General features: G+C 73.8%; 24 protein-coding genes. 12 read left to right on the forward strand and 12 right to left on the reverse strand.

Annotated elements, in window-relative coordinates; all coding sequences use genetic code 11:
- Positions 1-4: 4 nt before the first annotated feature.
- A complete protein-coding gene (locus HA039_RS24165) occupies positions 5-913 on the reverse strand; it encodes a serine/threonine-protein kinase (RefSeq protein WP_167033341.1) in 909 nt (302 codons plus the stop codon).
- A gap of 70 nt (positions 914-983) precedes the next feature.
- Here HA039_RS24165 and HA039_RS24170 point away from each other — a divergent pair, with 70 nt between their 5' ends.
- The 5 genes from HA039_RS24170 to HA039_RS24190 all read left to right on the forward strand — a co-directional run bounded on the left by HA039_RS24170 (position 984) and on the right by HA039_RS24190 (position 5,135).
- Complete coding sequence (locus tag HA039_RS24170; RefSeq protein ID WP_243869710.1) at positions 984-1,547, forward strand: RNA polymerase sigma factor; 564 nt, start codon at positions 984-986, stop codon at positions 1,545-1,547.
- Between the two features lie 88 nt (positions 1,548-1,635).
- A complete protein-coding gene (locus tag HA039_RS24175) occupies positions 1,636-2,307 on the forward strand; it encodes a hypothetical protein (RefSeq protein WP_167033345.1) in 672 nt (223 codons plus the stop codon).
- 140 nt (positions 2,308-2,447) lie between these two features.
- Positions 2,448-3,167 (forward strand): hypothetical protein, encoded by a 720-nt coding sequence (locus HA039_RS24180; protein ID WP_167033347.1) that lies wholly within the window; start codon positions 2,448-2,450, stop codon positions 3,165-3,167.
- A 203-nt stretch (positions 3,168-3,370) separates the two neighbouring features.
- On the forward strand, positions 3,371-4,207 hold the full coding sequence (locus HA039_RS24185) for an SAM-dependent methyltransferase (RefSeq protein ID WP_167033349.1): 837 nt from the start codon (positions 3,371-3,373) through the stop codon (positions 4,205-4,207).
- A 94-nt stretch (positions 4,208-4,301) separates the two neighbouring features.
- A complete protein-coding gene (locus HA039_RS24190) occupies positions 4,302-5,135 on the forward strand; it encodes an ATP-grasp domain-containing protein (RefSeq protein WP_167033351.1) in 834 nt (277 codons plus the stop codon).
- A gap of 49 nt (positions 5,136-5,184) precedes the next feature.
- Here the strand turns inward: HA039_RS24190 and HA039_RS24195 are convergent, their stop codons facing one another.
- From HA039_RS24195 to HA039_RS24205, 3 genes are all read right to left on the reverse strand, one after another.
- Positions 5,185-6,789, reverse strand: coding sequence for a GAF domain-containing protein (locus HA039_RS24195; protein ID WP_208298697.1), 1,605 nt, complete (start codon positions 6,787-6,789; stop codon positions 5,185-5,187).
- Positions 6,790-6,806: 17 nt separating this feature from the next.
- Positions 6,807-7,946 (reverse strand): rod shape-determining protein, encoded by a 1,140-nt coding sequence (locus HA039_RS24200; RefSeq protein ID WP_243869712.1) that lies wholly within the window; start codon positions 7,944-7,946, stop codon positions 6,807-6,809.
- A 173-nt stretch (positions 7,947-8,119) separates the two neighbouring features.
- Positions 8,120-8,683: a hypothetical protein gene (locus HA039_RS24205; protein WP_167033353.1), complete on the reverse strand. Its 564-nt coding sequence runs from the start codon at positions 8,681-8,683 to the stop codon at positions 8,120-8,122.
- A 130-nt stretch (positions 8,684-8,813) separates the two neighbouring features.
- On the opposite strand from HA039_RS24205, the gene HA039_RS24210 reads away from it, so the two are divergent.
- Positions 8,814-9,614, forward strand: coding sequence for an SCO2400 family protein (locus HA039_RS24210; protein ID WP_167033355.1), 801 nt, complete (start codon positions 8,814-8,816; stop codon positions 9,612-9,614).
- Positions 9,615-9,620: 6 nt separating this feature from the next.
- On the opposite strand, the gene HA039_RS24215 is transcribed toward HA039_RS24210, so the two are convergent.
- The gene (locus HA039_RS24215) at positions 9,621-10,055 is read right to left on the reverse strand and encodes a MarR family winged helix-turn-helix transcriptional regulator (protein WP_167033357.1); all 435 of its coding nucleotides are present in this window, start codon (positions 10,053-10,055) and stop codon (positions 9,621-9,623) included.
- 150 nt (positions 10,056-10,205) lie between these two features.
- On the opposite strand from HA039_RS24215, the gene HA039_RS24220 reads away from it, so the two are divergent.
- Positions 10,206-11,225, forward strand: coding sequence for an NADP-dependent oxidoreductase (locus HA039_RS24220; RefSeq protein WP_167033359.1), 1,020 nt, complete (start codon positions 10,206-10,208; stop codon positions 11,223-11,225).
- A gap of 79 nt (positions 11,226-11,304) precedes the next feature.
- Positions 11,305-11,733, forward strand: a complete 429-nt coding sequence (locus tag HA039_RS24225; RefSeq protein WP_167033361.1) for an organic hydroperoxide resistance protein — start codon at positions 11,305-11,307, stop codon at positions 11,731-11,733.
- 106 nt (positions 11,734-11,839) lie between these two features.
- Here the strand turns inward: HA039_RS24225 and HA039_RS24230 are convergent, their stop codons facing one another.
- Entirely contained in the window at positions 11,840-14,449 is a 2,610-nt protein-coding gene (locus HA039_RS24230) for a M14 family zinc carboxypeptidase (protein WP_167033363.1), read from the reverse strand.
- Between the two features lie 126 nt (positions 14,450-14,575).
- Between HA039_RS24230 and HA039_RS24235 the strand changes: the two genes are divergently transcribed.
- Positions 14,576-15,445, forward strand: a complete 870-nt coding sequence (locus HA039_RS24235; protein WP_167033365.1) for an EI24 domain-containing protein — start codon at positions 14,576-14,578, stop codon at positions 15,443-15,445.
- Positions 15,446-15,494: 49 nt separating this feature from the next.
- Here HA039_RS24235 and HA039_RS24240 read toward each other — a convergent pair whose 3' ends face one another.
- A complete protein-coding gene (locus HA039_RS24240; protein WP_167033367.1) occupies positions 15,495-16,790 on the reverse strand; it encodes a pyroglutamyl peptidase in 1,296 nt (431 codons plus the stop codon).
- A gap of 123 nt (positions 16,791-16,913) precedes the next feature.
- A complete protein-coding gene (locus HA039_RS24245; RefSeq protein ID WP_167033369.1) occupies positions 16,914-17,498 on the reverse strand; it encodes a TetR/AcrR family transcriptional regulator in 585 nt (194 codons plus the stop codon).
- A 116-nt stretch (positions 17,499-17,614) separates the two neighbouring features.
- On the opposite strand from HA039_RS24245, the gene HA039_RS24250 reads away from it, so the two are divergent.
- Entirely contained in the window at positions 17,615-20,098 is a 2,484-nt protein-coding gene (locus HA039_RS24250) for a glycoside hydrolase family 3 protein (RefSeq protein WP_425086380.1), read from the forward strand.
- A gap of 112 nt (positions 20,099-20,210) precedes the next feature.
- Here the strand turns inward: HA039_RS24250 and HA039_RS24255 are convergent, their stop codons facing one another.
- Positions 20,211-21,200, reverse strand: a complete 990-nt coding sequence (locus tag HA039_RS24255) for an aldose epimerase family protein (protein ID WP_243869716.1) — start codon at positions 21,198-21,200, stop codon at positions 20,211-20,213.
- A gap of 99 nt (positions 21,201-21,299) precedes the next feature.
- Positions 21,300-22,277, reverse strand: a complete 978-nt coding sequence (locus HA039_RS24260; RefSeq protein ID WP_167033373.1) for a GDSL-type esterase/lipase family protein — start codon at positions 22,275-22,277, stop codon at positions 21,300-21,302.
- Between the two features lie 399 nt (positions 22,278-22,676).
- Here HA039_RS24260 and HA039_RS24265 point away from each other — a divergent pair, with 399 nt between their 5' ends.
- Both HA039_RS24265 and HA039_RS24270 read left to right on the forward strand, forming a co-directional pair.
- Positions 22,677-23,171 carry a DUF3145 domain-containing protein gene (locus tag HA039_RS24265; protein ID WP_167033375.1) on the forward strand — a complete coding sequence of 165 codons (495 nt, stop codon included), beginning with the start codon at positions 22,677-22,679 and terminating at the stop codon, positions 23,169-23,171.
- Positions 23,172-23,193: 22 nt separating this feature from the next.
- On the forward strand, positions 23,194-24,093 hold the full coding sequence (locus HA039_RS24270) for an NAD(P)-dependent oxidoreductase (RefSeq protein ID WP_279592884.1): 900 nt from the start codon (positions 23,194-23,196) through the stop codon (positions 24,091-24,093).
- A 109-nt stretch (positions 24,094-24,202) separates the two neighbouring features.
- Here the strand turns inward: HA039_RS24270 and fabF are convergent, their stop codons facing one another.
- Together fabF and HA039_RS24280 are read right to left on the reverse strand one after the other, a co-directional pair.
- Entirely contained in the window at positions 24,203-25,465 is a 1,263-nt protein-coding gene (gene fabF, locus HA039_RS24275; RefSeq protein WP_167033379.1) for a beta-ketoacyl-ACP synthase II, read from the reverse strand.
- A gap of 79 nt (positions 25,466-25,544) precedes the next feature.
- Positions 25,545-25,793: an acyl carrier protein gene (locus HA039_RS24280; RefSeq protein ID WP_167033381.1), complete on the reverse strand. Its 249-nt coding sequence runs from the start codon at positions 25,791-25,793 to the stop codon at positions 25,545-25,547.
- Positions 25,794-25,802 lie beyond the last annotated feature (9 nt).

Consider the following 25,802-nt stretch of genomic DNA (forward strand, 5'->3'; position numbering starts at 1 on the left):
CGGATCAGCGGGCCCACCAGGTCAGGGCCGTGGTCACCAGGAAGACGACGACCGCCGCGGGCCAGACGGCGAGGCCGGGCGTCATTCCGCGCCCGGCCCGCTGCCACGGCGGCGCCTCCCGCGACAGCAGCGCGTCCGCGAACACCCCGGCGCTGGGCGGCCGTCGGCCCGGCTCCACCGACAGCGCCGCGCGAAGCGGCGCGCCGATGTGGTCCGGAACCGCCAGGTCCCTGGGGATCGCGGGCGACGCCGCCACCGGTAGCCGCCATTGCGCGGGGTCCGTACGGCCGCCGGGGCCGAACGGTCTGCGCCCGGTGAGGAGTTCGAACGCGACGACGCCGAGGGCGTACACGTCGGCCCGCTCGTCCAGGCCGCCGGTCTGGAAGGCCTGTTCGGGCGCCATGTACGCGGGAGTGCCCGTGGTCACGGTCAGCCCCGACGCGTCGGCCAGCCGCTTCGCGCTGCCGAGGTCCGCGACCACCACCGCGGCGGGCGTGCGGCCGGTGTCGAGCAGGAGGTTCGACGGCTTGACGTCGCGGTGCACGACACCCGCGTCGTGGAGCACCTGCACGGCCCGGCAGGCCTCGGCCGCCAGGCGGAGCGCGTCCTCGGGCCCGCAGTGCCCGATCATCTGCGCCAGCGTGCCACCCCGGACGTAGTCCATGACCAGGTAGGGCCGGTCGTCCTGGACCCCGAGGTCGTGGACGCGTACGACCCGTGGGCTGGCTATCCTGCGGAGCAACCTCGCCTCCGCCAGGAACCGTTGGCGCACGTCCGCGTCGGACGCCCAGTTCTCGGCCAGCAGTTTGACCGCGACATCCGTGTCGAGCTCGGGATCGTATGCTTTCCAGACGGTGGCGAACGCACCGGCTCCGAGTGTCTCCTCCAGGAGATAACGGCCAAGCTTCCGCATGCGGCGACACTATGCCCCGGAGCGAGAACGCCGGGGACTCGGGTGGCGGGCCGGGCGGATCCGGCCGGACGTGAACGGGGGCAGCCGGGTGATCGAGCAGGACGAGCTCTCACCGCTCGTGGCAGCCGCCCAGGCGGGCGACCGGGCGGCACTGGAACGCCTCCTCGTCCGTCTCCGGCCCATGGTCCTGCGACGCTGCTCCCGGTTCCTTCCCCACTACGCGGACGCCGAAGAGGCGGCGCAGGACGCGCTGCTGTCCATCAGCCTCCACCTGGCCGAGTACCGCGGGCGCGGCTCGTTCCTCGGGTGGGTCACCGTGATCGCCTCGAACGCCGCCAGGTCCACGTACCGCTCGATGCGCCGGCGTGCGGAGGACAGCAGCGCCGTCCTCCCGGAAGGCGCCGACCCGCGGACGACGAGCGTCATCGCCGGAACGCGCCTGGACCTGATGGAGTCGCTGGCCGCCCTCGAGGAACAGCATCCGGCCCTGGTCGAATCCTTCGTGCTGCGCGACCTCGGGGACCTCACCTACCTTCAGGTCGCCGAGATCACCGGGGCTCCCCTGGGCACCGTCAAGGACCGCATCCACCAGGCCCGCCGCTTCATGCGGGAGCGCCTCGGCGCCGGTGCCTGAGGCGTCCCCGGCCCCTCCTCCACCGACCGACATCAGCTCACTGGGAACGGGAGAGGCCGCCGTGCGGGCTCGGAAGATCGTCGTCATCATGGCGGCAGCCGTCGGACTCGGCCTGCTGGCGGGCAGGTTCGTTGTGCCCGCCCGCTCCGCCGGAGCCGCCCCGGCGGCGCGGCCCGCCGGCGGACCCGTGACGGCCCGGCACCTGTTGGACGCGGACGAGTTCAGGAAGGCCGGGATCACCCGGCGCGTCTACGTACAGGACCGGGTCGGGGACGGCAGGTACGCCAACGCCGCCTGCGCCGGGGAGAAGACGCTCGGGGGGACCCTGGGAGGGCCCGGCGCGTACTTCCGCGGGCTGGTGACGACCCGGCGGACGGACAGCGACGACCCCACGCTGGCGGTGGACGCCGGGGACCAGGTCGCGCGCGAGGTGGTCGCCGACGCCGGCAGCCCGGCGTTGGCCCGCAACTTCTTCGAGCGGCTGGTCCTGGAGGAGGTGCCGTGCCAGACGGAACCGGCCGGCCACTGGGTCTACGGGCCCACGCGCACGATCGATGTCGCGCCGGACATCACCGCGAGCTGGATGGGGTCCTACGACGGTGCCCTGAACACCGCGGGGACCGCGCCCCGGGACAAGGAGCCCTGCGGGGGCATCGCCCTGCTCCGCAGCGGCTCCCACTACGGGATCCTGGAGGTCCACGCCTGCCTGGACGGCGAGGCGATGACACGGATCGTCCGGGCGGCCGTGACGCGGCTCTGAGGCCGCCCGCCCCACCCCGGTGGCGGATGTGAGCCGCATCACATCGATTGCCGGGGATCGCGGTCCAACATCCGCGGACCCGCCGGCATCTCCCAGGTGCAGGACGACGCACACCGCGTCGTCACCAGACAGGAGTTGAGATGTCCGGCAAGCAGGCGATCCAGGCCGACCAGGCGATCCAGACGCACCAGGCAACTGACCGGAGGTTCGCGCGGCGCGGCCGTACCGCGGGAGCCGCCGTCCTCGGCGCCGCCCTCCTCGCGCTCGCTCTCGGCGCGCAGCCCGCCACCGCCGACGCGCGGACCGGTGTCCCCGGCGGGCCGGCGGCCGCGCCCGCCGCGCAGGGGCTCGGTTCCGGACACCTGCTGCAACGCCGGGATCTCGTCCAGCGGGGGCTGCGCCCGGTCGGTGCCACGGTGGGTCTGACCGGGAACCAGGCTCTCTCGGCGTGCTCCGGCGAGGAGACCATGCGCGCGCTGGTGCGGGGAACGGCCGACGCGTACGCCGAGGTGACCTGGACCTTCGACACCAGGGACACCTTGCTGATCGAATCCGTCGCGGAGGGTTCCACCGACACGTCCGCCGCGCTGCACGAGCGGGAGCTCAACCAGCTGGTGCGCGACTGCCAGGACGAGCCGGCCGGGCACTGGTACTACGGCACGGGGCACGCGCTCACCACCAAGGCCGGCCGGGCCACTTGGTACCCGGCGTTCAGCGGCGGCGGCGAGGTCTCCGGTGGTGTCGCGGTCATCCGAAGTGGTCACCGGTTCGGCCTCGTCGAGATCGCCGGACAGCCCGGCGACGACCCCGCCCACGTGGCGGGCCTCGCCGCCGCCGCTCTCGACCGCCTGGCTTCCTGACGCCTTCTGACGCCCCGCGTCCCGCACGTGGCCGTCCCGCGGGCCGGAAACCGGTGCGCGGGGCGGACGCAGGGCCTGATCTCGGTCAAAGTGGCTTTCCCGCCGGGCTGTTGGCGGGGAACGAGTGCTCGGGCGGGGCGGGGGAGCTTAGGTTGGGAGGCGGAGAGCCCGACCCCGTGTCCATCCCCTCAGGAGGCCGTACCGTGTCCGATCACGATCCCAGTCTTGAGTCCAGCGCCGCCATCAGGGCCCGGATCGACACCAGTACGCCGCACTCCGCGCGGTTCTGGAACTACTTCGTCGGCGGCAAGGACCACTACGACGTCGACCGCGAGGTGGGGGAGCAGATCAAGGAGATCTTCCCCGGGCTCGTCGACGTCGCCGTCACCAGCAGGCACTTCCTCGGGCGCGCGGTCCGGCACCTGGTACTGGAGCGCGGGATACGGCAGTTCCTCGACATCGGCACCGGCCTGCCCACCGCCGACAACACCCACGACGTCGCCCAGCGCGCGGCGCCCGAGGCGCGGATCGTCTACGTCGACAACGACCCGCTCGTCCTGGCCCACGCCCGCGCCCTGCTCACCAGCACGCCCGAGGGCAGGACGGACTACCTCGACGCGGACCTGTACGACCCGGAGGCCGTCCTCAAGGCGGCGGGCGCGACCCTGGACCTGTCCCGGCCCGTCGGCCTCATGATCCTCAACACGCTCGGGCACGTCGCCGACCACGCCGTCGCGAGCACACTGGTGACGCGGCTCATGGCCGGTCTGCCGTCGGGCAGTTACCTGACGATCTGCGACAGCACGGCCACCAGCCCGGGCATGATCGCCGCCTCCGACGCGTACAACCGCAGTGGTGCCGTGCCCTACTACGTCCGGCCGGTCGACGAGATCGCCGCCCTGTTCCAGGGGTTGGAGCTGGTGGAGCCCGGGATCACCCAGGTCACGCGGTGGCGCCCCGAGCCCGACGGCGCGGGCGGCGCGGGCGCGGGCGAACCCCTGGACGTCGACGCCTATGGCGGGGTGGGCCGCAAGCCGTAAGGTCTGCCGGGAGCAAGCGGCCCCGATCCGAAGCACTCCGGCGTTCCGGCGTGTACGGACGGGGCCGGCCGCACCCCCGAGACCGGACCGACCCATGCGCCCCGAGAACCCGCCCCGCCTCCTCTACGTCACCGACCTCGCCTACGAGGCCAAGGGGCGCCGTTACTGCGACGAGGACATCCGGCTGTCGTCCCGGCTGCGGAGCGACTTCGATCTCGCGCTCTGCCACCCGCTCGACGCCGTACGGCTCATGGGGTCCTTCGACGCGGTCGTGGTGCGCAACAGCGGGCCCGTGCTGCACTACCAGGCGCGGTACGACCACTTCCGCGAGCGCGCGGCGGCGGCCGGGACCCTCGTGTACAACCCGCTGACCGGACGGGCCGACATGACCGGCAAGCGCTACCTCGTCGAGCTGAGCGCCGCCGGATACCCCGTCATCCCGACCGTGGACCGCGCCGAGGACCTCGGCCTGCTGCCCGCCGCCCCCGCGTACGTGGTCAAGCCGGAGGCGGGCGCGGACTCCATAGGCATGGAGACCGTCCCGGCGGAACGGCTCACGGAGATCACCTTCGGCGGTGTGCTGGTGCAGCCGCTGATCCCGTTCCGCTACGAGGTCTCCTTCTACTTCGTGGACCAGGACTTCCAGTACGCGCTCCACGCGCCGGACCCCGCACGGCGCTGGGAGCTGGTGCCGTACGACGCGACCCCGGACGACCTCGCCTTCGCGCGCCGCTTCGTGGCGTGGAACACGCTGGATCACGGGATCCAGCGGGTCGACGCCTGCCGCGCGCCCGACGGGCGGCTGCTGCTCGTCGAGTTGGAGGACCTCAACCCGTACCTCTCGCTGGACTCGGTGGACCCGGGCACGCGGGACGCGTTCGTCGCGCGGATGACCGCCTCCCTCCACGATCTGCTGCGGAGCCGGTAGTCCGGTAGCCGGCAGCGGCCGACCGCGGCCGGATCCGGGTGGGCACGGCCTACGGCGCGTCCCCGCGCGCCGCCTGCCACGTCACCGTCGTGCCGCGCACCCCGTCCTCGCGCACCCCGTCGTCCGTCACCAGCAGCCGCACGCCCCCGTGCCCGTCGGGCAGTCGGAACGCCGCGTCCACCTCCACCTCCATCGCCGTCATCCCCTCCCGCCGGTGCGCCGCCGCCAGCGCGCCGCGCAGCGCCGCCAGGAGCCTGCGGCCCACCGCCTCGTTCACCAGCGTGTCCACCGGGCCCGTGAAGCGCACCGACGGCCGGAAGCCGAAGAGCGCGGCCGCGCCGTCCGTCTCGCGCAGCACACTGCCCCGGACGCTGGTCGGAGCGTCGGCGGGCGGCTGCTGGAGCGCGAAGATCGCGGTCCGTACCTCCTGGATCGTCGAGTCCAGCTCGTCCACGGCCCGCCCGACCAGCTCGTCCAGCTCCGTGGTCCCCGCGCGCCGCCGCGTCGACTCCAGCATCATCTCGGTGGCGAACAGCCGCTGGACCACCAGATCGTGCAGGTCACGGGCGATCCGGTCGCGGTCCTCGTACACCGCGAGCTGCTCCCGGTTGTGCTGGGCGTCCGCCAGCACCAGCGCGAGCGCCGCCTGCGAGGCGAACTGGGTCGCCAGCAGCTTGTCCTCCGCCGTGTACGGGCGTGCGCCCCGGCGGCGCGGCAGGGCCAGTGTGCCGATCAGCTTCCCGCCGCTCTGGAGCGGCAGCATCATGCTCGGCCCGAAGCGCGAGCGCACATGCGTCGTCATCCGGGGATCGGTCGCCGAATCCTCTATGAACACCGGCTCACCGCCCAGCAGTTGGACCAGGACGGGAGCGCCGGGCGCGATGGTCGTGCCGAGGATGCCCGCCGGGTCGTCGTCCGTGGACGCCGTGACGATCTCCATCCCGCCCTCGGGCGTGGGCAGGAGCACCACCCCGGCGTCGGCGTCGGCGAGGGCGCGGGCCGACTCGGCGACGGTCATCAGGGCGTCGGCCGCGCTCTCCCCGGTCAGCAGGGCGGTGGTGACGGCGGCGGCGCCCTCGATCCACCGTTCGCGCTGCCGGGCCGTCCCGTACAGCCGCGCGTTGCCGATCGCGATCCCCGCCTGCGCGGCGAGCACCTGGAGCAGCGCCTGGTCCTCCTCGGTGAAGGGTCCGCTCTCCTTCGCCGTCAGGCACAGGCTGCCGAAGATCTCGGTGTCCACCCGGATGGACACCCCGAGGAACCTGCGCTGCTCCGGGTCCGAGTGCGGCACCCAGAGCGCGCGCGGGTCCGTCGCCACGTCGTCCAGCCGCAGCGGGCGCGGATCCCGGAACAGCACGCCGAGGAGGCCGGCGCTGCCGCCCGGGATCCGCAGGACGCTCTCGTGCTCCTGGGGGGTCAGCCCGGCGGAGAAGAGGTCGGCGAGCTTGCCGCTGTCGGGGTCGGCCACCGCCAGGAGCCCGTACCGCGCCCCGATCAGCTCCGTGGCGGTGCCGACGATGTGCTGGAGGGTCGCCCGCAGTTCGAGATCCGTACCGATGCCCAGGACGGCTTCCAGCAGCATGGGCAGCCGGGGCATCGACTCCGCGGGGTCGGTGTCCCTGGCGGTCCCCCCGCCCTCGCCACCCTCACTCATCGCAACGTCGTTCCACCTCAGCGGGCGTCGGCCAGCGGATCGGTCACCGGCTCGGTCTGCGGTCCGGTCTGCGGTCCGGCCACGGGTTCGGTCCGCGGTCCGGTCCTCGGACCGGCCATGGGATCGGCCAGCGGATCCAGGACCATCGGCTGGATCTTGCCCTCCAGCATCGCGCCGAGGCCGAGCACGGCGCAAATGTCGGGGCGCTCGGCGATGGCGACCGGCATGCCGGTGGCGTCCCGCAGCATCTGGTCGAGGCCCGGCAGCAGCGCGCTGCCGCCCACCATCATGATCCCGCGGTCCGCGAGGTCCGCCACCAGATCGGGCGGGCAGTCCCGCAGCACCTTGCCGATGCCGTCCAGCACGGCGGTCAGCGGGCTGTAGATCGCGTCCCGTACGGCGGCGGTGTCGACGAGCACCGAGCGGGCGATGCCGGTGGCGACGTCCCGGCCGTGGATCTCGGTGGAGGTGGGTCCGTCCGGGCTGAGGCCGTTGCCGCTGAGCGCCAGTTGGAGCGGGCGCACGGACTGGCTGGGCAGCATCAGCTCGTGCTGGTGGCGCAGGTGCTGGATGACCGCGTGGTCGATGGCGTTGCCGCCGACGGGGATGCGCTGGGCCGTGACGATCGCGCCCAGCGAGAGCACCGCGATCTGGGTGGTCGCCGCCCCGCACACCATGATCATGGTGGCGGTGGGCTGCTCCACGGGCAGGCCGCAGCCGACGGCCGCCGCGATCAGGGTGTCGACCAGCTCGACCCGGCGGGCGCCGAGGCCGACCAGCGTCTCCACGGCCGCGCGCTGCGCCAGCGGGTCGCTGTCGTGCGGGGTGGACGCGGCGGCGCGCAGCCGCGGCTTGCGGCGCAGCTGGCGGCGGAGCTTGTCGCCGATGAGGTGGCGCAGCATCCGCTGGGCCATCTCGACGTCCACGACGGTGCCGCCCCGGACGGGGCGCATCACCCGGATGTAGTCGGGGGTACGGCCGGTCATCTGCTCGGCGAGGGCGCCGACGGCGATGAGGGCGCCGGTGCGGGTGTTCACCGCGGCGACGCTCGGCTCGTCCACGACGAGCCCGGCTCCCTTCACGAAGACCCGGGTCCTGGCGGCCCCCAGGTCGACGGCGATGTGGCAACGGCGCAACTGCTCAAGACTGACGGTCACCGCGGGATCTCCCGAGAGCGCTGATCTGATGCACCGGCGGCCGCCGGTCCTGTTCGCATCGTGCGGCTGCGGGGCGCGGCGCGCGCGCTGGGATGAGCCGTCAGGAGTAGTGACGGGGGTACGGAGCTGACGGAACGCCAGATTCCGGCCCCCCGTCACTCCCCGGCCCCCCGTCACTCCCGGGCCCACCCCTGGAGCAGCCCCCACGTGAAGTCGGCGACCGCGCCCCCGCCGCCGGGCAGGGTGAACGCCAGCCGGAGGCGGGTCGGGGCACTGCCTTCCATCGGCCTGGCCGGCGGGAAGGCCCGCGCGACCTCGTCCACCGTGCACGACCAGGGCAGCAGGTCGTCGGGCGTGCGCGGCTCGGGTCCCGCCAGGCCCGGGGTGCGGACCAGCCATTCGTTCCATACGGCCCCGCCGGGCGCGGCCATCGCCTCGAAGCGCAGGTCGGGCCAGAGCGGTACGGGCCACTGGAGGGCCTCGCACTCCAGGTCGCCGATCCGCCGGGGGAACGTCCGCTCGGGCGGGCCGAGCACCGAGCGGTAGCGGGAGAGCGTGCCGCGGGCGCGCGGGGAGCGGACCATCGCCTGCCAACGGCGGTTGGCCTCCCGCATGTCGGCCAGGGACGCCCCGAGTGCGCGGCGGGCGTCGTCGACCAGCTCGGGGTGGTGGTCGGCCATCCTGCGCAGCAGGACGAGCTGGAACTGGAGCGGCCCGAACGGCCCGGTGGACGTCATGCCGCCATCCTGCCCCCGGTGCGTGCACCGCCCGAATCGGGATGACACACCCGCAAGCGCCGAGCCCTTACAAGATCTTCACACTCGGGGTACTCCACGGCATGCCACGGCCGCATAGCCTGCGGGCGCCATGGACTACTGCCATCAGTGCCGTCGGCACCTCAACGGCGCACTGACCTGCGCCGGATGCGGCACAGCCGCAGAGGAGCTGCGGCGGAGAGCCCCCGTACCACCGGAACCGCGACAGAATCGCTCCCCGGGACAGGACGGCAGGGCCGCACAGGATCACGAAGAGTTCGCGGACGCGCCGGAGAGTGAGATCGAGCCCCTCGTGGGCCATCACCCCGACCGCGCGGACCGCCGCGGGCGCCCCGACCGGCGCCGCTCGGCCCCCGCGCGCAGCGGGCCCCGGCGGGCCCGCAGTAAGCGCGGCCGCAGGGTCCTCGTCGGCGTGCTCGGGGTCGTGCTCGCGGCGGGCGCGCTGAGCCTGGCCCAGCTGGCGTTGGAGCCGCCCGGCGAGGACGGCGCCTCGGCGGTCAAGGAGGACACGAACACCGAGTTCGACGGACGCCCGGACGGCACCGCGAAGCCGGTGACGCCCGACGACCCGGGGCCCTCCGCGACCCGGGGTACGGGGAAGGGCGGCTCGCCCGTCCCCGGCGGCAGCGGGAAGCCGGGCGGCACGGGGTCCCCGGATCCCGGCGACTCGGCCTCGTCCTCGGACTCCCCGAGCCCCGGGGACACCGGGTCGGCGGACACCGGCGCCCCGGACTCGCCCGCCTCGCCGGACCCCTCGGACTCCGCGTCGGGACCCGGTACGCCGGGCGGCACGGCGAGCGGGACCCCGACGGCCACGCCGACCTCGGCGTCCCCGACGCCGTCCTCGACGCCCACCGAGAGCTGCACCCGGATCCTGTGGTGGTGCGCGTAAGGCCGGTCAGGCCACGTCCTCGCCCAGCATCCGCCTGAGCAGGTCGCGCAGGACGCGCCGTTCGTCCTCCGACAGCGAGGCCAGCGGCTCGCGCGCGAAGTCCAGCGAGTCCCGCAGCCGGGCCGAGGTCTCCAGCCCCTGTTCCGTGGGCGCGGCCAGCTTCACCCGGCGGTCCGCCGGGTCCGGTCTGCGTTCCACCAGGTCACGGGCTTCCAGTCGGTCCACGATGCCGGTGACGTTGGACGGCTCGCACTTCAGCTTCTGCGCGATCCGGCGCATCGGCAGGGGCTCCAGCGACAGGAGCCCCAGGACGCGCGCCTGGGCACCGGTGAGGGAGTAGCGGGCCGCGGCGTGCTCGTACTCCTCGTAGTAGCGGGCCACGACGGTGCCGATGAGTTCGACGACTTCGAGGGTCAGCGGGTCTCTGCGGGTGGTGGCCATGGGACCAGCGTACCCATTTGCTTGACAACATGAAATATCTAGGAGCATGGTTCTTTCAGGTGGTGAAGCTTTTACTACGGCTCGCTGTCACCCGCACACAGCGAGCCGCCCCCGCCCACCGACCCGCACCCACCGAGGAGGCCCCGCACCATGACCGCACTTCCCGAATCAGGCCGCGCCTGGCATCTCGCCGCCCGCCCCGACGGCTGGCCCAAGCCCAGTGACGTCGCCCTGCGCGAGATACCGGTGGCCGAACCGGGGGAGGGCCGGATCCTGGTCCGGAACCTGTACTTCTCGGTGGACCCCTACATGCGCCCCCGCATGAACGACGCGAAGTCGTACGTGGCCGCCTACGCGTTGGGCGAGCCGCTGGCCGGCCAGGCCGTCGGCGAGGTCATCGCCTCCCGCGCCGAGGGGTTCGCCGTCGGCGACCACGTCCTGCACAACCTGGGCTGGCGGGAGTACGCGGACTTCGAACCGGGCCGCGCCGTCAAGCTCGACCCGTCCGTCGCCCCGCTTTCCGCCTACCTCGGCGTGCTCGGCGCGACCGGGTTCACCGCCTACGCCGGCCTCTTCGGGGTCGGCGCGTTCAAGGAGGGCGACGCGGTCTTCGTGTCCGGCGCCGCCGGCGCGGTCGGCAGCCAGGCCGGCCAGCTCGCCAAGCTCAAGGGCGCCTCCCGGGTGGTCGGTTCGGCCGGCTCGGACGACAAGGTCAGGCTCCTGGTGGAGGAGTACGGCTTCGACGCGGCCTTCAACTACAAGGACGGCTCGGTCAAGAAGCAGCTCAAGGCCGCCGCGCCCGACGGCATCGACCTGTACTTCGACAACGTGGGCGGCGACCACCTCGAAGCCGCGATCAACTCGTTCAGGCCCCACGGCCGGGCGGTGCTGTGCGGCGCGGTCGCCCAGTACAACAACAACGCGCCGGCGCCGGGCCCGAACAACCTCTCACTGGCCGTCACCAAGCGGCTGCGCCTGGAAGGGATCATCGTCACCGATCACTGGGCGCTCCAGCCGCGGTTCCTCCAGGAGGTCGGCCCCCTCTTCGCCTCGGGCCAACTCAAGCACCACGAAACGGTCGTGGAGGGCATAGAGAACGGCTTCGACGCGTTCCTCGGCGTCCTGCGCGGCGAGAACACTGGAAAGATGATCGTCGGACTTACCCGTTGACGACCCCCTATGCTCGACCCCAGGCCGTCGTGGTCCGTGGGCGCGAGCTACGGCGTACAAGCGAAGGAACCTTCCCCGCATGACCATTCAGAAGATCGACGCTCTCTACACCGCCGTCGCCACCGCCGAGAACGGCCGTGACGGCCGCGTCTCCAGCGACGACGGCCAGCTCGACGTCGTCGTCAACCCGCCCAAGTCGATGGGCGGCAGCGGCGCCGGCACGAACCCGGAGCAGCTGTTCGCCGCCGGTTACAGCGCCTGCTTCCAGGGCGCGCTCGGCGTGGTCGCCCGCAAGGCGAAGGCCGACATATCCGGTTCGACCGTGACCGCCAAGGTCAGCATCGGCAAGACCGAGGCCGGCGGCTTCGGTCTCGAGGTCGAACTGGTCGCCTCCATCCCGAACGTGGACGAGGCGACCGCCAAGGACCTGCTGGAGCAGGCCCACCAGGTGTGCCCGTACTCCAACGCGACCCGCGGCAACATCAGCGTGACGCTCGCCGTCGCCTGATCGCACCGCACGAAGAACGCGCGCGGCGCGGGGCCCGTATCCCCTCGGGGGACACGGGCCCCGCGTGTCTGTCACGCCGTCAGGTACGGCCCCGGCGGCGCCCCGCTCAGCCGGCCGCGCCCAGCAGCGCCCGGCCCACCTGCGCGAACACGCCCTTGGGGTGGTCGCGGAACAGCGGCTCCGTACCGAACAGCACCACCCGCGCGCCCCGCGCCGAGTCACCGCTGACGACCGACGCCCGGCCCGCCGCGTCGGCGGGGCCGCCGGAACCGTCCTCCTCCGCCCGCCAGTGGCCCGAGACCAGCAACTTCCCGGTGCCGTACGACTGTTCCGCCCGCACCCCGGCGCCCAGGGCGGTGAACCACCGCGGCCCGTAGACGAAGGTGTGCGCCGGGGCGCCGCCCGTGATCGGGCCGCCCGCGTTCGACACCCGCACCACGCCGTTCGCGTCCCCGTTCCCGGCGACCGCCGTCACGGGCAGCAGCCCCGCCGCCGCGTTCAGGGCCGTACCCCCGGAACCGAGCCCGACCACCCCGCCGCCCCCGGCGAGGAAGCCGTCCAGCGCCGTCCGGGCGGCCGGGGTGAGCGCGCCGTACGTGAGCCCCGTGGAGACGTACAGCACGTCCGCCGCCGACCAGTCGAAGCCCGCGTTCAGGACCGCCGTCGACACCGGCAGCACCTCGAAGCCCATCTCCCGCAGCGCCGCCTGCTCCCCGGCGGTCACCGACGCGGCGACCCGCGTGCGGCGCAGCGCCGTCGTCCCCCGCTCCTTCGTGGCCGCGAAGACCACGCCGTGGCGCTCGGCGAGGACGGCCGCGAGGCGCCGGGCCGACGACGGCACGATCGCCGAGCCGTCGGCCGCCCGCCGCACCTTCACCCCTTGCGCGAGAAGGGAGTTGAGGGCGAGCAGCTCCTCCGGGTCGTCCAGGCGCAGCCGCAGGTCGCCGTGGCCGGCCACCGAGCCGGTGGGCGCGGCGGCCACCACCGGGCGGCCCGGGACCCGCAGGCCGCCGGCCGCGGTCCGTACGGTGTCCACACTCGCGCCCCACAGCAGACCGAGGCTCCATCCCGAGATGTCGTACATGGTGGAGACGTCCGCGCTGATGTCGCGGCCCTCACCGAGGATCACGTTCGCGATGCCGCGCTTCGGCTGGTGCAGGTCGACGACGTACGAACCCGCCTGGTACGTCCGGCCGTTGACGCGGAAGGCGGCACTCGCCCGCTCGACCCGCACGTCGTTGGCGGTCAGGTGGTCCACCAGCCGGGCCGCCGCGGTCGCCGAGCGCTGCCCGGAGCCCGCCGGGATCACGAACGCGCGCGGGAAGTCGGTCGTGTAGACGTCCTCGGGCCCGATGCCCGGCACGCCCGGCACGGTCTCCGCGGACACCGGCCGCTGCGCCTCGCCCGCCGCGCCCCGCCGGAACGTCTCGATCTGGTCGGCGATCACCGAAGTCCGGTGGTCCAGCGTGTAGTTCAGGGTCGCGCGCATCACCGCGCCCGCGATGTCGGTGTTGATGGCGGACCGGCGGCGCAGCTCCTCGACCGGCAGGGTGTCGTACGACCGGTTGTTGACGGTCATCGGGAACTCGACCGTGTGCGAGGCGACCGCGCCCTGGAACGGCATGTACTGCGGCGTGAAGACCGGCGGCCAGTCGTCCCAGCCCTCCTCCTGGTCCCGGAAGGGGATGACGGGCGGCTCCACGCCGTCCTTCGCGGCCGTGTAGCCGAGGTCGTTCACCGCCTTCTCCATGCCGAGGGCGTTGGCGTAGGCGTTCTTGAGGAAGAGGTCGTACTCGTAGTTCTCGCCGTGCGGCGGGGTGGTCGGCTCGATCAGGGTGCCGTTCACGTACCCGTGCAGGTCGAGCATGACGGCGGGCTGCTTGTCGACGGCGATCCGCCGGATCGCGCGGGTCTCGGGCTGGGACGCGGTGATCATGTCCCGGTTGAGGTCGAAGCCGGCGGCGTTGGCGCGGGTCCCGGCGATCCGGCCGTCCGGGTTGGCCGTGACGTTGATGTGGATCCGGTTCCCGGCCAGCAGGTCGCGGGTGCGGGCGTCCCGGGCCGTCGCCAGCTCCTCGATCAGCTCCAGGGCCGCGTCCGTGCCCTCCCACTCGTTGCCGTGGATGTTGTTGTTGATGAACAGCGGTGTCTTGTACGAGGACTTGATGCCCCGGTCCTTGGCGGCCTTCGCGGGGGAATTCTCGATCAGCTCACGCATCCGCTCCTGCGCCCGGGCCTCGCCCGCGCTCTCCGGGGCGGTGACGGTGACGAGGTACAGCTCGTGCCCGCCCGCCGACCGTCCCGCGACCTCCACGCTGACCCGATCGCCCAGCTTCTGGAGGGCGTTGAGGCGCGGGGCGAGCGAGTGGTACGGGGCCAGGCCGAGCTTGACCGACTTGTCGGCCGGGTTCACGGGCGGCGCGTCGAGGACCGTACGCCGGGGGTAGCCGGTTCCCGGGCGCGGGGCCGCCGGCCCGGTGAGGGCGGAGGGCGCGGTGGCGAGGGAGGGCGGTCCTGCGGCGCGGAGGCCGGCCGGGGCGCTCGCGCGCCCGCTCTCCCTGACGTGGTGCGGGCCTTGCGCGCGGCTGTCGGTGGGGTCGCCGGAAGCGCCGGCCGGTCCGCCGTCGCCGGGGACGGCGGAGGCGGCGGGCGGTGCCAGCAGCAGGGCACCGGCCAGAGCGGCGGCGGTGATCAGGGCGGGTCCGGGTATGCGCATACGGGGAGGCCTCCAGGGCAGGCGGGGGTGGACGGGAACGGACGGGAGTGAACGGTGACGGAGGGTCTACCGGTTGTGGGCCCCGGACAACAAGAGGGCCTCGGAAGCGCCGGTAGGGTGGGTGGCATGGGTGATCTCGGTGTGGGCTTCGGCTACTTGATGAAGGGCCAGCGGTGGGTCGCCCGCCACGGCCGGTGGTTCGGATTCGGGCTCCTGCCCGGTCTGGTCACCCTCCTGCTCTACGCGGCGGTGCTCGTCGGCCTCAGCTACGGCGGGGACGACCTGACGACCTGGGTCACCCCCTTCGCCGACGACTGGTCCTCGCCGTGGCAGGGGCTCTTCCGCGGCCTGCTGCTCGTGCTCCTCTTCGCCCTGGTCCTCTTCCTCGCGGTCGTCGCCTTCACCGCGCTGACCCTGCTGATCGGGCAGCCCTTCTACGAGTCGCTGTCCGAGGCCGTCGACCGGGCGGAGGGCGGCGTGGTCCCGGAGTCGGGCCTGCCGCTCTGGCGCGAGCTGTGGATCTCGGCCCGCGACAGCCTGCGGATCCTGGTGCGGGTGGTGCTGTACGGCGTGCTGCTCTTCGCGGCCGGCTTCATCCCCGTCGTCGGGCAGACCGTCGTGCCCGCGATCGGCTTCTGCGTGTCCGGCTTCTTCCTGACGGAGGAACTGGTCGCGGTGGCCCTCCAGCGGCGGCGGATCGACCTCAAGGGACGTCTCACGCTGCTCCGGGGCCGCCGGATGCTCACCCTCGGCTTCGGTGTCCCGCTGACGCTGGCCTTCCTGATCCCCGTCGTGGCGGTGTTCCTGATGCCCGGCGCGGTGGCGGGCGCGACGCTGATGGCCCGCGACCTGACCGAGCCGGAGACGGGCCCGGAGCCGGAGCCGGAGCCGGACGCCGCCGGGACCGTACCCGCCCCCGACGCGACCCTCGCCCTGGGCGCGACCGTCTGGCCCCCGGCCCCGGGCCAGGAACCGCAGGCCCCGCCCCGGTTCTAGCCGCTCCCGCCCCCGCTCCCGCTCCGGACGGGGCCGGGAAGGACAGGGCCTACGCCCCCGCCGCCACGACGATGATCGACCTGATCTGCGCGACGATGTCGAGCCGGTTCCGCACGAACTGCGGGTCGGTCACCGTCCCCGTCGCCGGGTCGGTGTTCCCCGGCCCGAACTCCAGGACTGGCGTGTGCACATGCCCGCCGGGGATGTCCCGGCCCAGCCGGTCGCGCAGCAGCGTCGCCCGGTAGGCGATCTCGTTGGACAGGTAGTCGCCGCCGCCCCCGGCGCGGGCCGCCGAACCGGGGGTCGGGCCCCCGGGCCGTACCACCGGCGCCGCCCCGCCCGCCGGGATCTCCGTCACCGACGTGTTGTCGTACACCGGGAACCGCCCCGTGCCCGCCGCCAGGATCGCGGCGTACGGCAGGCTGGTCGTCGTCCACTGCGGCTGCGACGCCGGGTCGGCGACCGGGACGAGCCCGGTCCGCGAGAGGTTCTCGTTGTCCCCGAAGCCGCCCCGCCAGGCGCCGTTGAAGCGCTCCACGTCGATCCGGCCGACCCGGCCCTGACTGACCGTGGTGAAGACGTCGGCCCGCGACAGCGGCCCTCGCAGGGCCTGTTCGACCGTCCCGGCGGCGAAGTCGTCCCAGCGGACGGGGAAGACGGCCGTCTCGATGCGGGCGGGACCGTCGGCGGTCGTGACCACCGTGCCGTCCAGGGCCAGCGCCGTCGCCCCCGACGGGTTGCTGATCCGGACGTCCCGGTCCAGCGTGAACGGGTCGAAGCCGGTCATCACGATCCGCTTCAGCGCCCGGCCGTGCCGGTCCTCGCCGCCGGACGCCCCGGCGAACGTCATCGAGTCCTGGCCGCGCGACGCGCGCTCCAGCGCCCCCAGCAGCCGCGTCCTCGCCGCCTCCGACACCGCGAACCCCGGCTCCCAGGCGCGCAGTTCGCGGGTCATGCCCAACCGCGCCCAGTACAGGGGCCGGTCGTCGTCCCGGCTCAGGTCACCCCGCGCGGGACCCCGCCCCTGCGCCCGGTCCACCGCCCGCTGCCACAGCCGCTGCCCCTGGCGTACGACCACCCGCTCGGCCGCCGCGTACGACCGGGCCCCGCCCAGCGCCCGCGCGAACGCCGGCGCCACCGTGTCGAAGCCGCCGCGCCGCAGGATCTCCCGCGGGACGGCCCGGTCGAGGCGGGCCTCCTCGACGGTGAACGCCGGTGCGGCGGGCGGCTGTTGACCGGAGACGGGCCGCGCCTGCGCGAGGGCGGACGGCGCGGGTACGACGAGGGCGAGCGCGGCCGTGGTGAGCAGGACAAGACCGGCGCGCGTGTGACTCCTGAGCCTCATGGGGTGCTCCTTCCGTCGGATGGCGGAAGTATCACCGCGGGGCGGCCCGGCCGACCATGGTGCGATACCGGGCACAAACGGCCCGTCGGGAGAACCGGGCCACGGGCCGGGCGCGCACGGCCGTCAGGACGGCGGCGCCGGCCCCCCGGCCCGCAGCAGCGTCAGGAAGTCGCGGAACGCCCCCGGCATGTCGACCGACTCCGGGTCCAGCAGCCACTGGTACTGGAGCCCGTCCATGACGGCCGTCAGCAGCGGCGCCGCCCGCTCCGGGGTCAGCCCGCCCGGCAGCCGGTCGCCGAACTCGTCGCGCAGCACCGCCGCCATGTTGCCCCGCACCTGGTCGTAGCGGTGGGTGAAGAACTCCCGCGCCGGGTGGCCCTCCGACACGCTCTCGCCCAGCAGCGCCGAGAACGTCTGCACCATCCCCGGGCGCATCGCGTTGTACTCCACCAGGGACGTCAGCAGCTCCAGCCGCCACCCCCGCCGCCCCTGGCCCCCGCCGCCCGTGTCCCACTGGTCGCGCTCCTCCAGGACGGCGACGAGCAGCGCCTCCTTGGAGGGGAAGTAGTGCAGCAGGCCCTGCTGCGTCAGGCCGACCCGCTCGGCCACCCCGCCCAGGGTCGTCCCCCGGTAGCCGCGCTCGGCGATCACTTCGAGGGTGGCGCGCAGGATGTCCGCCCGCCGCTCCTCGCTCCTGGCTCTCGCCATCGGCCCGTTCCTCCCGCTCACCATGAAAGTCACAAATCAATAACGAACCCTACCTCCTTACAGGATGAAGGGTCACGATGTCATCGTCCACCGGAACTCAACGAGGAGGTACGGCCGTGGCAGGCGCCCCCGTCACCCGGGCCGATCAGGCACGCACCGCCGCCGTCGAGGCGGCGCTCGGCAAGCTCGACCTGGACGCCAAGGCCCGGCTCCTGGCCGGCCAGGACATGTGGTCCCTGCCCGCGCTCCCCGAAATCGGCCTCGCCTCCGTCGTCCTGTCCGACGGACCCGTCGGGGTCCGCGGGGTCCGCTGGACCGCCGACGACCCGTCGGTCGCGCTGCCGTCCCCGACCGCGCTGGCCGCCACCTGGGACCCGGAGCTGGCCCGCCGCGCCGGCCGGCTGCTCGCCCAGGAGGCCCGCCGCAAGGGCGTGCACGTCCTGCTGGCCCCGACGGTGAACCTCCACCGCTCGCCCCTGGGCGGACGCCACTTCGAGGCGTACAGCGAGGACCCGTACCTGACGGGGGAGATCGGCACCGGGTACGTGCTCGGGGTCCAGGACGGCGGGGTCGGCACGACCGTCAAGCACTTCGTCGCCAACGACGCCGAGACCGACCGCTTCACCGTCGACAACATCGTCGCGCCCCGGCCGCTGCGCGAGCTGTACCTCGCGCCCTTCGAGACCATCGTCGCCCAGGCCCGCCCCTGGGGCGTCATGGCCGCCTACAACCAGGTCAACGGCGCGACCATGACCGAACACCGCCACCTCCAGCAGGACGTCCTGCGCGGCGAATGGGGCTTCGACGGACTCATCGTCTCCGACTGGCTCGCCGCCCGCTCCACCACCGGCGCGCTCCTCGGCGGCCTCGACCTCGCGATGCCGGGCCCGGTGACGGTGTACGGCGAGGCGCTGGCCGCCGCCGTCCGGGCCGGCGAGGTGGACGAACCGGCCGTCGACGAGGCGGTACGGAACGTCCTGCGGCTCGCCGCCCGGGTCGGCGCCCTCGACGGCGCGCCCCCCGTCGTCACCGAACTCCCCGCGCCCCTGGACGGCGACGCGCTGGCCCGCGAGGTCGCCCGCCGCTCCTTCGTCCTCGTCCGCAACGAGCCGGCCGGCGACCGCCCCGTCCTGCCGCTCGACCCGGCCCGCCCCGGCACGATCGCCCTCAGCGGCGCCGCCGCCCGCGACGCCCGGATCCTCGGCGGCGGCTCCGCCGTGGTCTTCCCGCACCACGTCGTCCCCCCGCTCGACGGCCTCACCGCCGCCCTCCCCGAGGGAGCACTGACCTACTCGCTCGGCGCCGACCCCAGCGACGAACTCGCCGACGCCGACCAGGGGTTCACACTGACCGCCGTCTGCCGCGCCGAGGACGGCCGGGTGCTCGGCACGTCGAGCGTCCCCGGCGGCCGGGTGCAGTGGGCCGGCAGCGACCTGCCCGACGGCGTCACCCACGACACCCTGCACACCGTCGAGTTGACCGGCCGCTTCGTACCGAGGGAGAGCGGCGAGCACGCCTTCGGCACCCGCGGCCTCGGCGGCTTCGTCCTGAAGGTGAACGGCGAGACGCTCTTCGACGGGGTCCAGGGCCCCGGCGACGCCGCCGACCCGTTCGAGGCGTTCTTCGGCACCCCCGAGGAGCGCGCCCGCGCCGTGCTCACGGCGGGCGAGGAGGTCGAGGTCTCGCTGCTGCACACCGTCTTCCCGATGCCCGACGACGCCCCGATCAAGGCCGTCGCCTTCTCGCTGCTCCACCTCGGGCCGCGCCACGACCCCGACGAGCTGATCGCGCGGGCGGTCGAGGCCGCGCGCGGCGCCGACTCGGCCGTGGTGGTCGTGGCCACCACCGCCCGCGTCGAGTCGGAGGGCTTCGACCGGACGAGCCTGCGACTGCCGGGCCGCCAGGACGACCTCGTACGGGCCGTCGCCGCCGCCAACCCCCGTACCGTCGTGGTCGTCAACACCGGCTCCCCGGTGGAGCTTCCGTGGCGCGAGGAGGTCGCTGCGGTGCTGCTGACCTGGTTCCCCGGCCAGGAGGGCGGCGCGGCGCTCGCCGACGTCCTCCTCGGCGCCCAGGAGCCCGGCGGCCGCCTGCCCACCACCTGGCCGGTGTCCCTCGCGGACGCGCCCGTCACGGAGACCACCCCGACCGGCGGCGAACTGCGCTACGACGAGGGCCTGTTCATCGGCTACCGCGCCTGGGAGCGGGCGGGCACCACCCCCGCGTACCCCTTCGGGCACGGCCTCGGCTACACCGACTGGGAGTACGAGACGCTCTCCGCGACGCCCGACGAGGTACGGGTCAGGCTGCGCAACTCCGGTGCCCGGACCGGCCGCGAGGTCGTCCAGGTCTACCTGGCACCGACCGCGGGAGCCGCCGGCGCGCCCGAGCGCCCGGCCCGCTGGCTGGCCGGCTTCGCCTCCGTCGAGGCGGCCCCGGGGGAGACGGTCGAGGTCCATGTCCCGCTGCGGCGGCGGGCGTTCGAGGTCTGGGACGAGGGGACGGACGCCTGGGCGTTCGTCCCCGGGACGTACGAGGTCGAGGCCGGCCACTCGGTCACCGACCGCCGCCTCACCGCGACGATCGAGGCACGGGCCTGACCACAGGGCCCTGACCACGCGGGGCAGGGGGACACAGACCGTACGGCCCCGGGGCGGAACCTGACACCACCCCGGGGCCGTACGCATCCCCGCGCACCGGGCGCCGAACGGCTCAGCGCACCCCGAACCCGTACACCGTCGTGGAGGCGAAGACCCCGCCCGGCCGCAGCACCGTGTCCGGGAACGACGGGCGGTTCGGCGAGTCCGGGAAGTGCTGGGTCTCCAGGGCGATCCCGGCACCGGGCCCGTACGGCTTCCCGTCGAAGTGGTCGCCCGTGTAGAGCTGCATCCCGGGCTCGGTCGTCGTGACGGTCAACACCCGCCCCGACACCCGGTCGTACAGCTCGGCGGCCACGCCCGTACCACCCGGGCCCTCGTCCAGCACGTAGTTGTGGTCGTAGCCAGGACCCACCACCCGGGGCTCCCGGAAGTCGAAGCGCGTCCCGTCGACCGGGGACAGCTCCCCGGTCGGCACCCCCGTCGCGTCCACCGGGGTGATCCGGCCGGCCGCGATCCGCAGCACATGACCGGTGGCGAGGCCGGCGCCCGCGCCGCCCAGGTTCCAGTACGTGTGATTGGTCAGGTTGACCGGGGTCGGGGCGTCGGTCTGCGCGCGGTAGCCGATCCGCAGCGCGCCGTCCGCGTCCAGCGCGTAGGTCGCGCTGACCGCGAGGCGGCCGGGGAAGCCCTCCTCGCCGTCCGGGCTGACCCGCGACAGCCGTACGCCGTCACCGTCCCGCTCCGCGTCCCACACCCACCGGTCGAAGCCCCGCTCCCCGCCGTGCAGGCTGTTCGGACCGTCGTTGCGCGCCAGCCGGTACGTCACGCCGTCGAGCGTGAAGGCCCCGCCCGCGATGCGGTTCGCGTACCGGCCGACCAGCGCGCCGAAGTACGGCCCCCGGGAGCCCAGGTACCCCGCGACGTCCGGGAAGCCGAGCACGACGTCCGCCACGGTCCCGTGCCGGTCGGGCACCTCGACGGACTGCACGACCCCGCCGTACGTGAGCAGGCGCACCCGGGTCCCGGCCCGCTCCAGGGTCCAGCGCTGGACGGGCGTGCCCTCGTCGGTCGTACCGACGCGTTCCTCGGTTATGGCAGTCACGGTCAAGCACCTTACGTCGGACCCCGCCACCCCGTCCGCCCCGCCCGGCCCCCGGACCCGCGCCCGGCGACCGACCGCCTCGGCCGCCGGACCCGCCCCTCAGACCGGCGGACGCGCCGCCGTCACGTTCCGGTACGCGATCGCCGCCAGCCGGCTCTGCCCGTCCTTGCTCGGGTGGAACCAGTCCCAGTGGCTCAACTGCTCGACCGTGAACCGGAAGTCGAAGACCGCCCCGCCGTCGTACCGGCACAGCGGATCCTTCGCGCACACGTCCCTGAGCACGCCGTTGTACGCCACGATCCGGTCGTACACCATGCTCCGCCGGGCCGACGCCTTCACACCGACGTCCTGCGCGTCCCCCAGCATCGTCGCGCAGATGCCCAGCTTCCAGATCTGCCGCCCCAGCGGGTCACCGCGCCCGGTGGACCAGAGCCGCTTGAGGTCCGGCACGCTCGACACGTACACCTGCGCGTGCGGCGCGCCCGCCCGCAACCGGTCCATCGACTCCTCGAACGACGCACGGAAGGCGTCCACCGGCGTCATCCGCGCGGCCGAGTCCTGGCACGCGTCGTTGGAGCCCACCATGACCGTGACCAGCCCGGGGTCGTGCCGCGCCGCGCGGGCCATCTGCGCGGGCAGGTCCGACACCTTCGCGCCCGTCTCCGCCTCGTTCCAGCTCCGCCCCGCCGCGCCCGGCGCCCCCAGGAGGCGGTGGGCCAGGCTGCGGACCTCGCCGTCCGTCCCGGTGGCCCAGGACGCCTCGGGGCAGTCCGTGAGCACCGCGCAGGCGTCGAAGCCCCGGGTGATCGAGTCGCCCACGGCGGCCACCGAGTCCGGGGACGGGTCCCACACGGCGGTCGGCCGGGGGGCCGGGGCGCTCCGGCCCGCCGCGCCGTCGGCGGACGACCCGCCCGGCGCGTCGCACCCCGCCAGCGCGCCTCCCGCGGCGAGCACCAGGGCCGTCACCGCCGCGGCGAGGACACCCGGACGGCGCCCGCCACGCCGACGTGGCGCGCGGGTCTCCTCCGCGCGGCGGCGCGCCGGGTCCTGACTCCCGGTCCGTCGGTTCTCCCGCATCCGCGGCCCTCCCGTCGGTTCGTGTGCGTCGTCTCTTCCCATGCTCCCCGAAGGCCTCCGGAGAACCTCCGCCCGGCGCCGCGCCCGGCCGTCCGTACCCCCGCGCGCGCCCCTTCCGGGGCTGCTCAGGACCGGCTCGTACCTCCGGCACATGCGCCCGGCACCGGCAGCGCCCCGGCGAGTGAAAGCTTCGCGCATATCGGCCCCGGGACCGACGGTACGTCACCCCGGGCACCCCGCCGCACGGTAGCTTTTCCCACGTCGGAGGAGAGCGCCCGAACGCGTGGCTCCGGTAAATTACATCACGTCACATACTGTCCCTTTTGTGGAGTTTCACTCCCGATGCTGTTTACTGAGGCCGCTGGGAAAGGCGATCCTCGTCCCACACTGGAGGTCCCGGTGACGACACGTGGAGTTCTGTACGTTCACTCCGCACCGCGCGCGATGTGCCCCCACGTCGAGTGGGCGGTGGCCGGAGTCCTCGGCCTGCGGGTCCAGCTCGACTGGATCCGGCAGCCGGCCTCACCGGGCACCTGGAGATCCGAGTTCTCCTGGAAGGGCGAACCGGGCACGGCGTCCAAGCTCGCCTCCGCCCTGCGCGGCTGGCAGATGCTGCGCTTCGAGGTGACCGCCGAGCCCTGCGCCACGGCCGAGGGCGAGCGCTACAGCGCCACACCCGACCTCGGCATCTTCCACGCCGTGACCGGCCTGCACGGCGACATCCTGATCCCCGAGGACCGGCTGCGCGCCGCGCTGGCCCGCTCCCAGCAGGGCGAGACGCGCCTCGAGGCGGAGATCGCCAAACTGCTCGGCAAGCCGTGGGACGACGAGCTGGAGCCCTTCCGGTACGCGGGCGAGGGCGCCCCGGTCCGCTGGCTCCACCAGGTCGTCTGACCCCTCCCGCGCCCGGCGGCGGATCGGCGGCGCCTACCGTGGACGCATGACCGATCATCTCGCGGTAGCCGTCCTCGGCACCGGAATCATGGGCTCGGCGATGGCCCGCACCCTCTCCCGCGCGGGCCTCGACGTCCGCGTGTGGAACCGCACCCCCGCGCGCGCCGAACCCCTCGCCGCCGACGGCGCGCGCGTCGCGTCCTCCGCGGCCGAGGCGGTGACCGGCGCCGACGTGGTCCTCACCGCCGTGTACGACGGGGCCGCCGTCCGGGACGCCTTCACCGCCGCCGCGCCGGGCCTCGGCGCCGGCACCCTGTGGCTCCAGGCGACGACCGTCGGTGTCGCGGACGTCCCCGCGCTGGCGGCCCTCGCGGCGGCGCACGGCGTGGTCTTCTACGACGCGCCCGTGCTCGGCACCAAGGGCCCCGCGGAGGCCGGACAGCTCGCGGTGCTCGCCGCGGGCCCCGAGGAGCACCGGGACCGCCTCAGGCCCGTCCTGGACGCCATCGGGCGGCGCACCCTCTGGCTGGGGGACGACGGGGCCTCCGCCGCCGCCACGCGCCTCAAGCTCGTCGTCAACGGCTGGACCCTGACCCTGACCGGCGCCGCGGCCGAGGCGGTCGCGCTGGCCCAGGGGCTCGGCGCCGACCCGAGGGCGTTCCTGGACCTGGTCTCGGGCGGCCAGATGGACACGCCCTACCTCCACGCCAAGGCCGGGATGATCATCGACGGGGACTACACGACGAGCTTCTCCGTCGACACCGGGGCGAAGGACGCCCGGCTGATCATCGAGGCGGCGGAGGCCGAGGGGGTCCACCTGGACATCGTGGCGGCGGTCGCGGAACGCTTCCGCCGCGCGAGGGAACTGGGCCACGGCGACAAGGACATGGCGGCCTCGTACTTCGCCAGCTTCGACGAGTGACCCACCCGCTCCACGCGGCGAGGCCCGTCCCCACCGGGGGACGGGCCTCGCGCTGTCGAGCTGTCCGGGCCGCGGGGGCCCTTGCGGACCCTTGCGAATCCCTACGGACTCAGACCGTACGGAGCGCCAGGACCACGTTGTGGCCGCCGAAGCCGAACGAGTTGTTGATCGCGGAGATCGTGCCGCCCGGGAGCGCGCGGGGCTCGCCGTTGACGATGTCCGCGTCGACCTCCTCGTCCTGGTCGGCCAGGTTGATCGTCGGCGGGGCCGTGCGGTGGTACAGCGCCAGCACGGTCGCGACGGTCTCGATGCCGCCCGCGCCGCCCAGCAGGTGGCCGGTCATCGACTTCGTCGCGGACACCGCCACGTGGTCGAGGTCGTCGCCCAGGACCCGGCGCAGGGCCTTGATCTCGGCGACGTCGCCCTGCGGGGTGGACGTGGCGTGCGCGTTGAGGTGCATGACCTCGGACGCCTTGAGGTCCGTGGACGCCAGCAGGTTCTCCAGCGCCTTCGCGATGCCGCGGCCGGTCGGCTCGGGCTGCGCGATGTGGTGCGCGTCCGACGAGATGCCCTGGCCCAGCAGTTCGCAGTAGACCCGCGCGCCGCGCTTGGCCGCGTGCTCCGCGGACTCCAGCACGACGATGCCCGCGCCCTCACCGAGGACGAAGCCGTCACGGGCCTTGTCGTACGGGCGGGAGGCGCCGGCCGGGTCGTCGTTCTTCTTCGACATCGCCATCATGTTCGTGAACGCGGCGATGGGCAGCGGGTGGATGGCCGCTTCCGTACCACCGGCGACCACGACGTCGGCACGGCCGCTGCGGATCATCTCCACCGCGTAGCCGACGGCCTCGGCGCCGGAGGCGCAGGCCGAGACGGGGGTGTGCACGCCCGCCTGGGCGCCCACCTCCAGGCTGACGTTGGCGGCGGGGCTGTTGGGCATCAGCATCGGCACCGTGTGCGGTGAGACGCGGCGTTCGCCCTTCTCCAACAGGACGTCGTACTGGTCGAGCAGGGTCGTCACGCCACCGATACCGGAGGCGATGACGGTCCCGAGGCGGTCGGGGTCGACGGAGGTGTCGTCACCGGCGCGGGCGGTGAAACCCGCGTCCGCCCAGGCCTCGCGGGCCGCGATCAGCGCGAACTGCGCCGAGCGGTCCAGCTTGCGGGCGAGCGGACGGGGCAGTACATCGCCCGGGTCGACCGCCGCCACGGCGGCGATACGGACCGGCAGACCGGCGAAGCGCTCGCCCTCGAGGGGCTTCACCCCGGAACGGCCCGCGAGCAGACCGTCCCAGGTCGATGCGCTGTCGCCACCCAGCGGTGTGGTTGCGCCGATACCGGTGACGACCACGGTGCGATTGGTCGAGCTCACTGGAATTCTTTCTCCACGTGTAGAGGGTGCTGAATTTTATACGGCGCCACCACCGGGTGGCGTCAGCCGCGCTGTGCGGTCAGTCCTGGTGCTTGAGGATGTAGTCCGCGGCGTCCCCGACCGTCTTGAGGTTCTTGACGTCGTCGTCCGGGATCTTCACGTCGAAGCGCTCTTCGGCGGCGACGACGACCTCGACCATGGACAGCGAGTCGACGTCCAGGTCGTCGGTGAAGGACTTGTCCAGCTGGACGTCCTCGACCGGGATACCGGCGATCTCGTTCACGATCTCGGCGAGACCGGTGACGATCTCTTCCTGGGTGGCGGCCATGTGGGCGCT

Origin of the sequence: Streptomyces liangshanensis, from assembly GCF_011694815.1 — a bacterium.
In the GTDB taxonomy this organism is placed as follows: domain Bacteria; phylum Actinomycetota; class Actinomycetes; order Streptomycetales; family Streptomycetaceae; genus Streptomyces; species Streptomyces liangshanensis.

What these genes read in the sequence shown, in the direction of transcription:
- HA039_RS24245 (WP_167033369.1), bottom strand. Translation starts at nt 17,498, where the DNA reads ATGGCGAGAGCCAGGAGCGAGGAGCGGCGGGCGGACATCCTGCGCGCC.
- HA039_RS24260 (WP_167033373.1), bottom strand. Translation starts at nt 22,277, where the DNA reads ATGCGGGAGAACCGACGGACCGGGAGTCAGGACCCGGCGCGCCGCCGC.
- HA039_RS24190 (WP_167033351.1), top strand. Translation starts at nt 4,302, where the DNA reads ATGCGCCCCGAGAACCCGCCCCGCCTCCTCTACGTCACCGACCTCGCC.
- HA039_RS24225 (WP_167033361.1), top strand. Translation starts at nt 11,305, where the DNA reads ATGACCATTCAGAAGATCGACGCTCTCTACACCGCCGTCGCCACCGCC.
- HA039_RS24215 (WP_167033357.1), bottom strand. Translation starts at nt 10,055, where the DNA reads ATGGCCACCACCCGCAGAGACCCGCTGACCCTCGAAGTCGTCGAACTC.
- HA039_RS24195 (WP_208298697.1), bottom strand. Translation starts at nt 6,789, where the DNA reads ATGAGTGAGGGTGGCGAGGGCGGGGGGACCGCCAGGGACACCGACCCC.
- HA039_RS24240 (WP_167033367.1), bottom strand. Translation starts at nt 16,790, where the DNA reads ATGAGGCTCAGGAGTCACACGCGCGCCGGTCTTGTCCTGCTCACCACG.
- HA039_RS24280 (WP_167033381.1), bottom strand. Translation starts at nt 25,793, where the DNA reads ATGGCCGCCACCCAGGAAGAGATCGTCACCGGTCTCGCCGAGATCGTG.
- HA039_RS24210 (WP_167033355.1), top strand. Translation starts at nt 8,814, where the DNA reads ATGGACTACTGCCATCAGTGCCGTCGGCACCTCAACGGCGCACTGACC.
- HA039_RS24165 (WP_167033341.1), bottom strand. Translation starts at nt 913, where the DNA reads ATGCGGAAGCTTGGCCGTTATCTCCTGGAGGAGACACTCGGAGCCGGT.
- HA039_RS24235 (WP_167033365.1), top strand. Translation starts at nt 14,576, where the DNA reads ATGGGTGATCTCGGTGTGGGCTTCGGCTACTTGATGAAGGGCCAGCGG.
- HA039_RS24180 (WP_167033347.1), top strand. Translation starts at nt 2,448, where the DNA reads ATGTCCGGCAAGCAGGCGATCCAGGCCGACCAGGCGATCCAGACGCAC.
- HA039_RS24175 (WP_167033345.1), top strand. Translation starts at nt 1,636, where the DNA reads ATGGCGGCAGCCGTCGGACTCGGCCTGCTGGCGGGCAGGTTCGTTGTG.
- HA039_RS24230 (WP_167033363.1), bottom strand. Translation starts at nt 14,449, where the DNA reads ATGCGCATACCCGGACCCGCCCTGATCACCGCCGCCGCTCTGGCCGGT.
- HA039_RS24205 (WP_167033353.1), bottom strand. Translation starts at nt 8,683, where the DNA reads ATGACGTCCACCGGGCCGTTCGGGCCGCTCCAGTTCCAGCTCGTCCTG.
- HA039_RS24220 (WP_167033359.1), top strand. Translation starts at nt 10,206, where the DNA reads ATGACCGCACTTCCCGAATCAGGCCGCGCCTGGCATCTCGCCGCCCGC.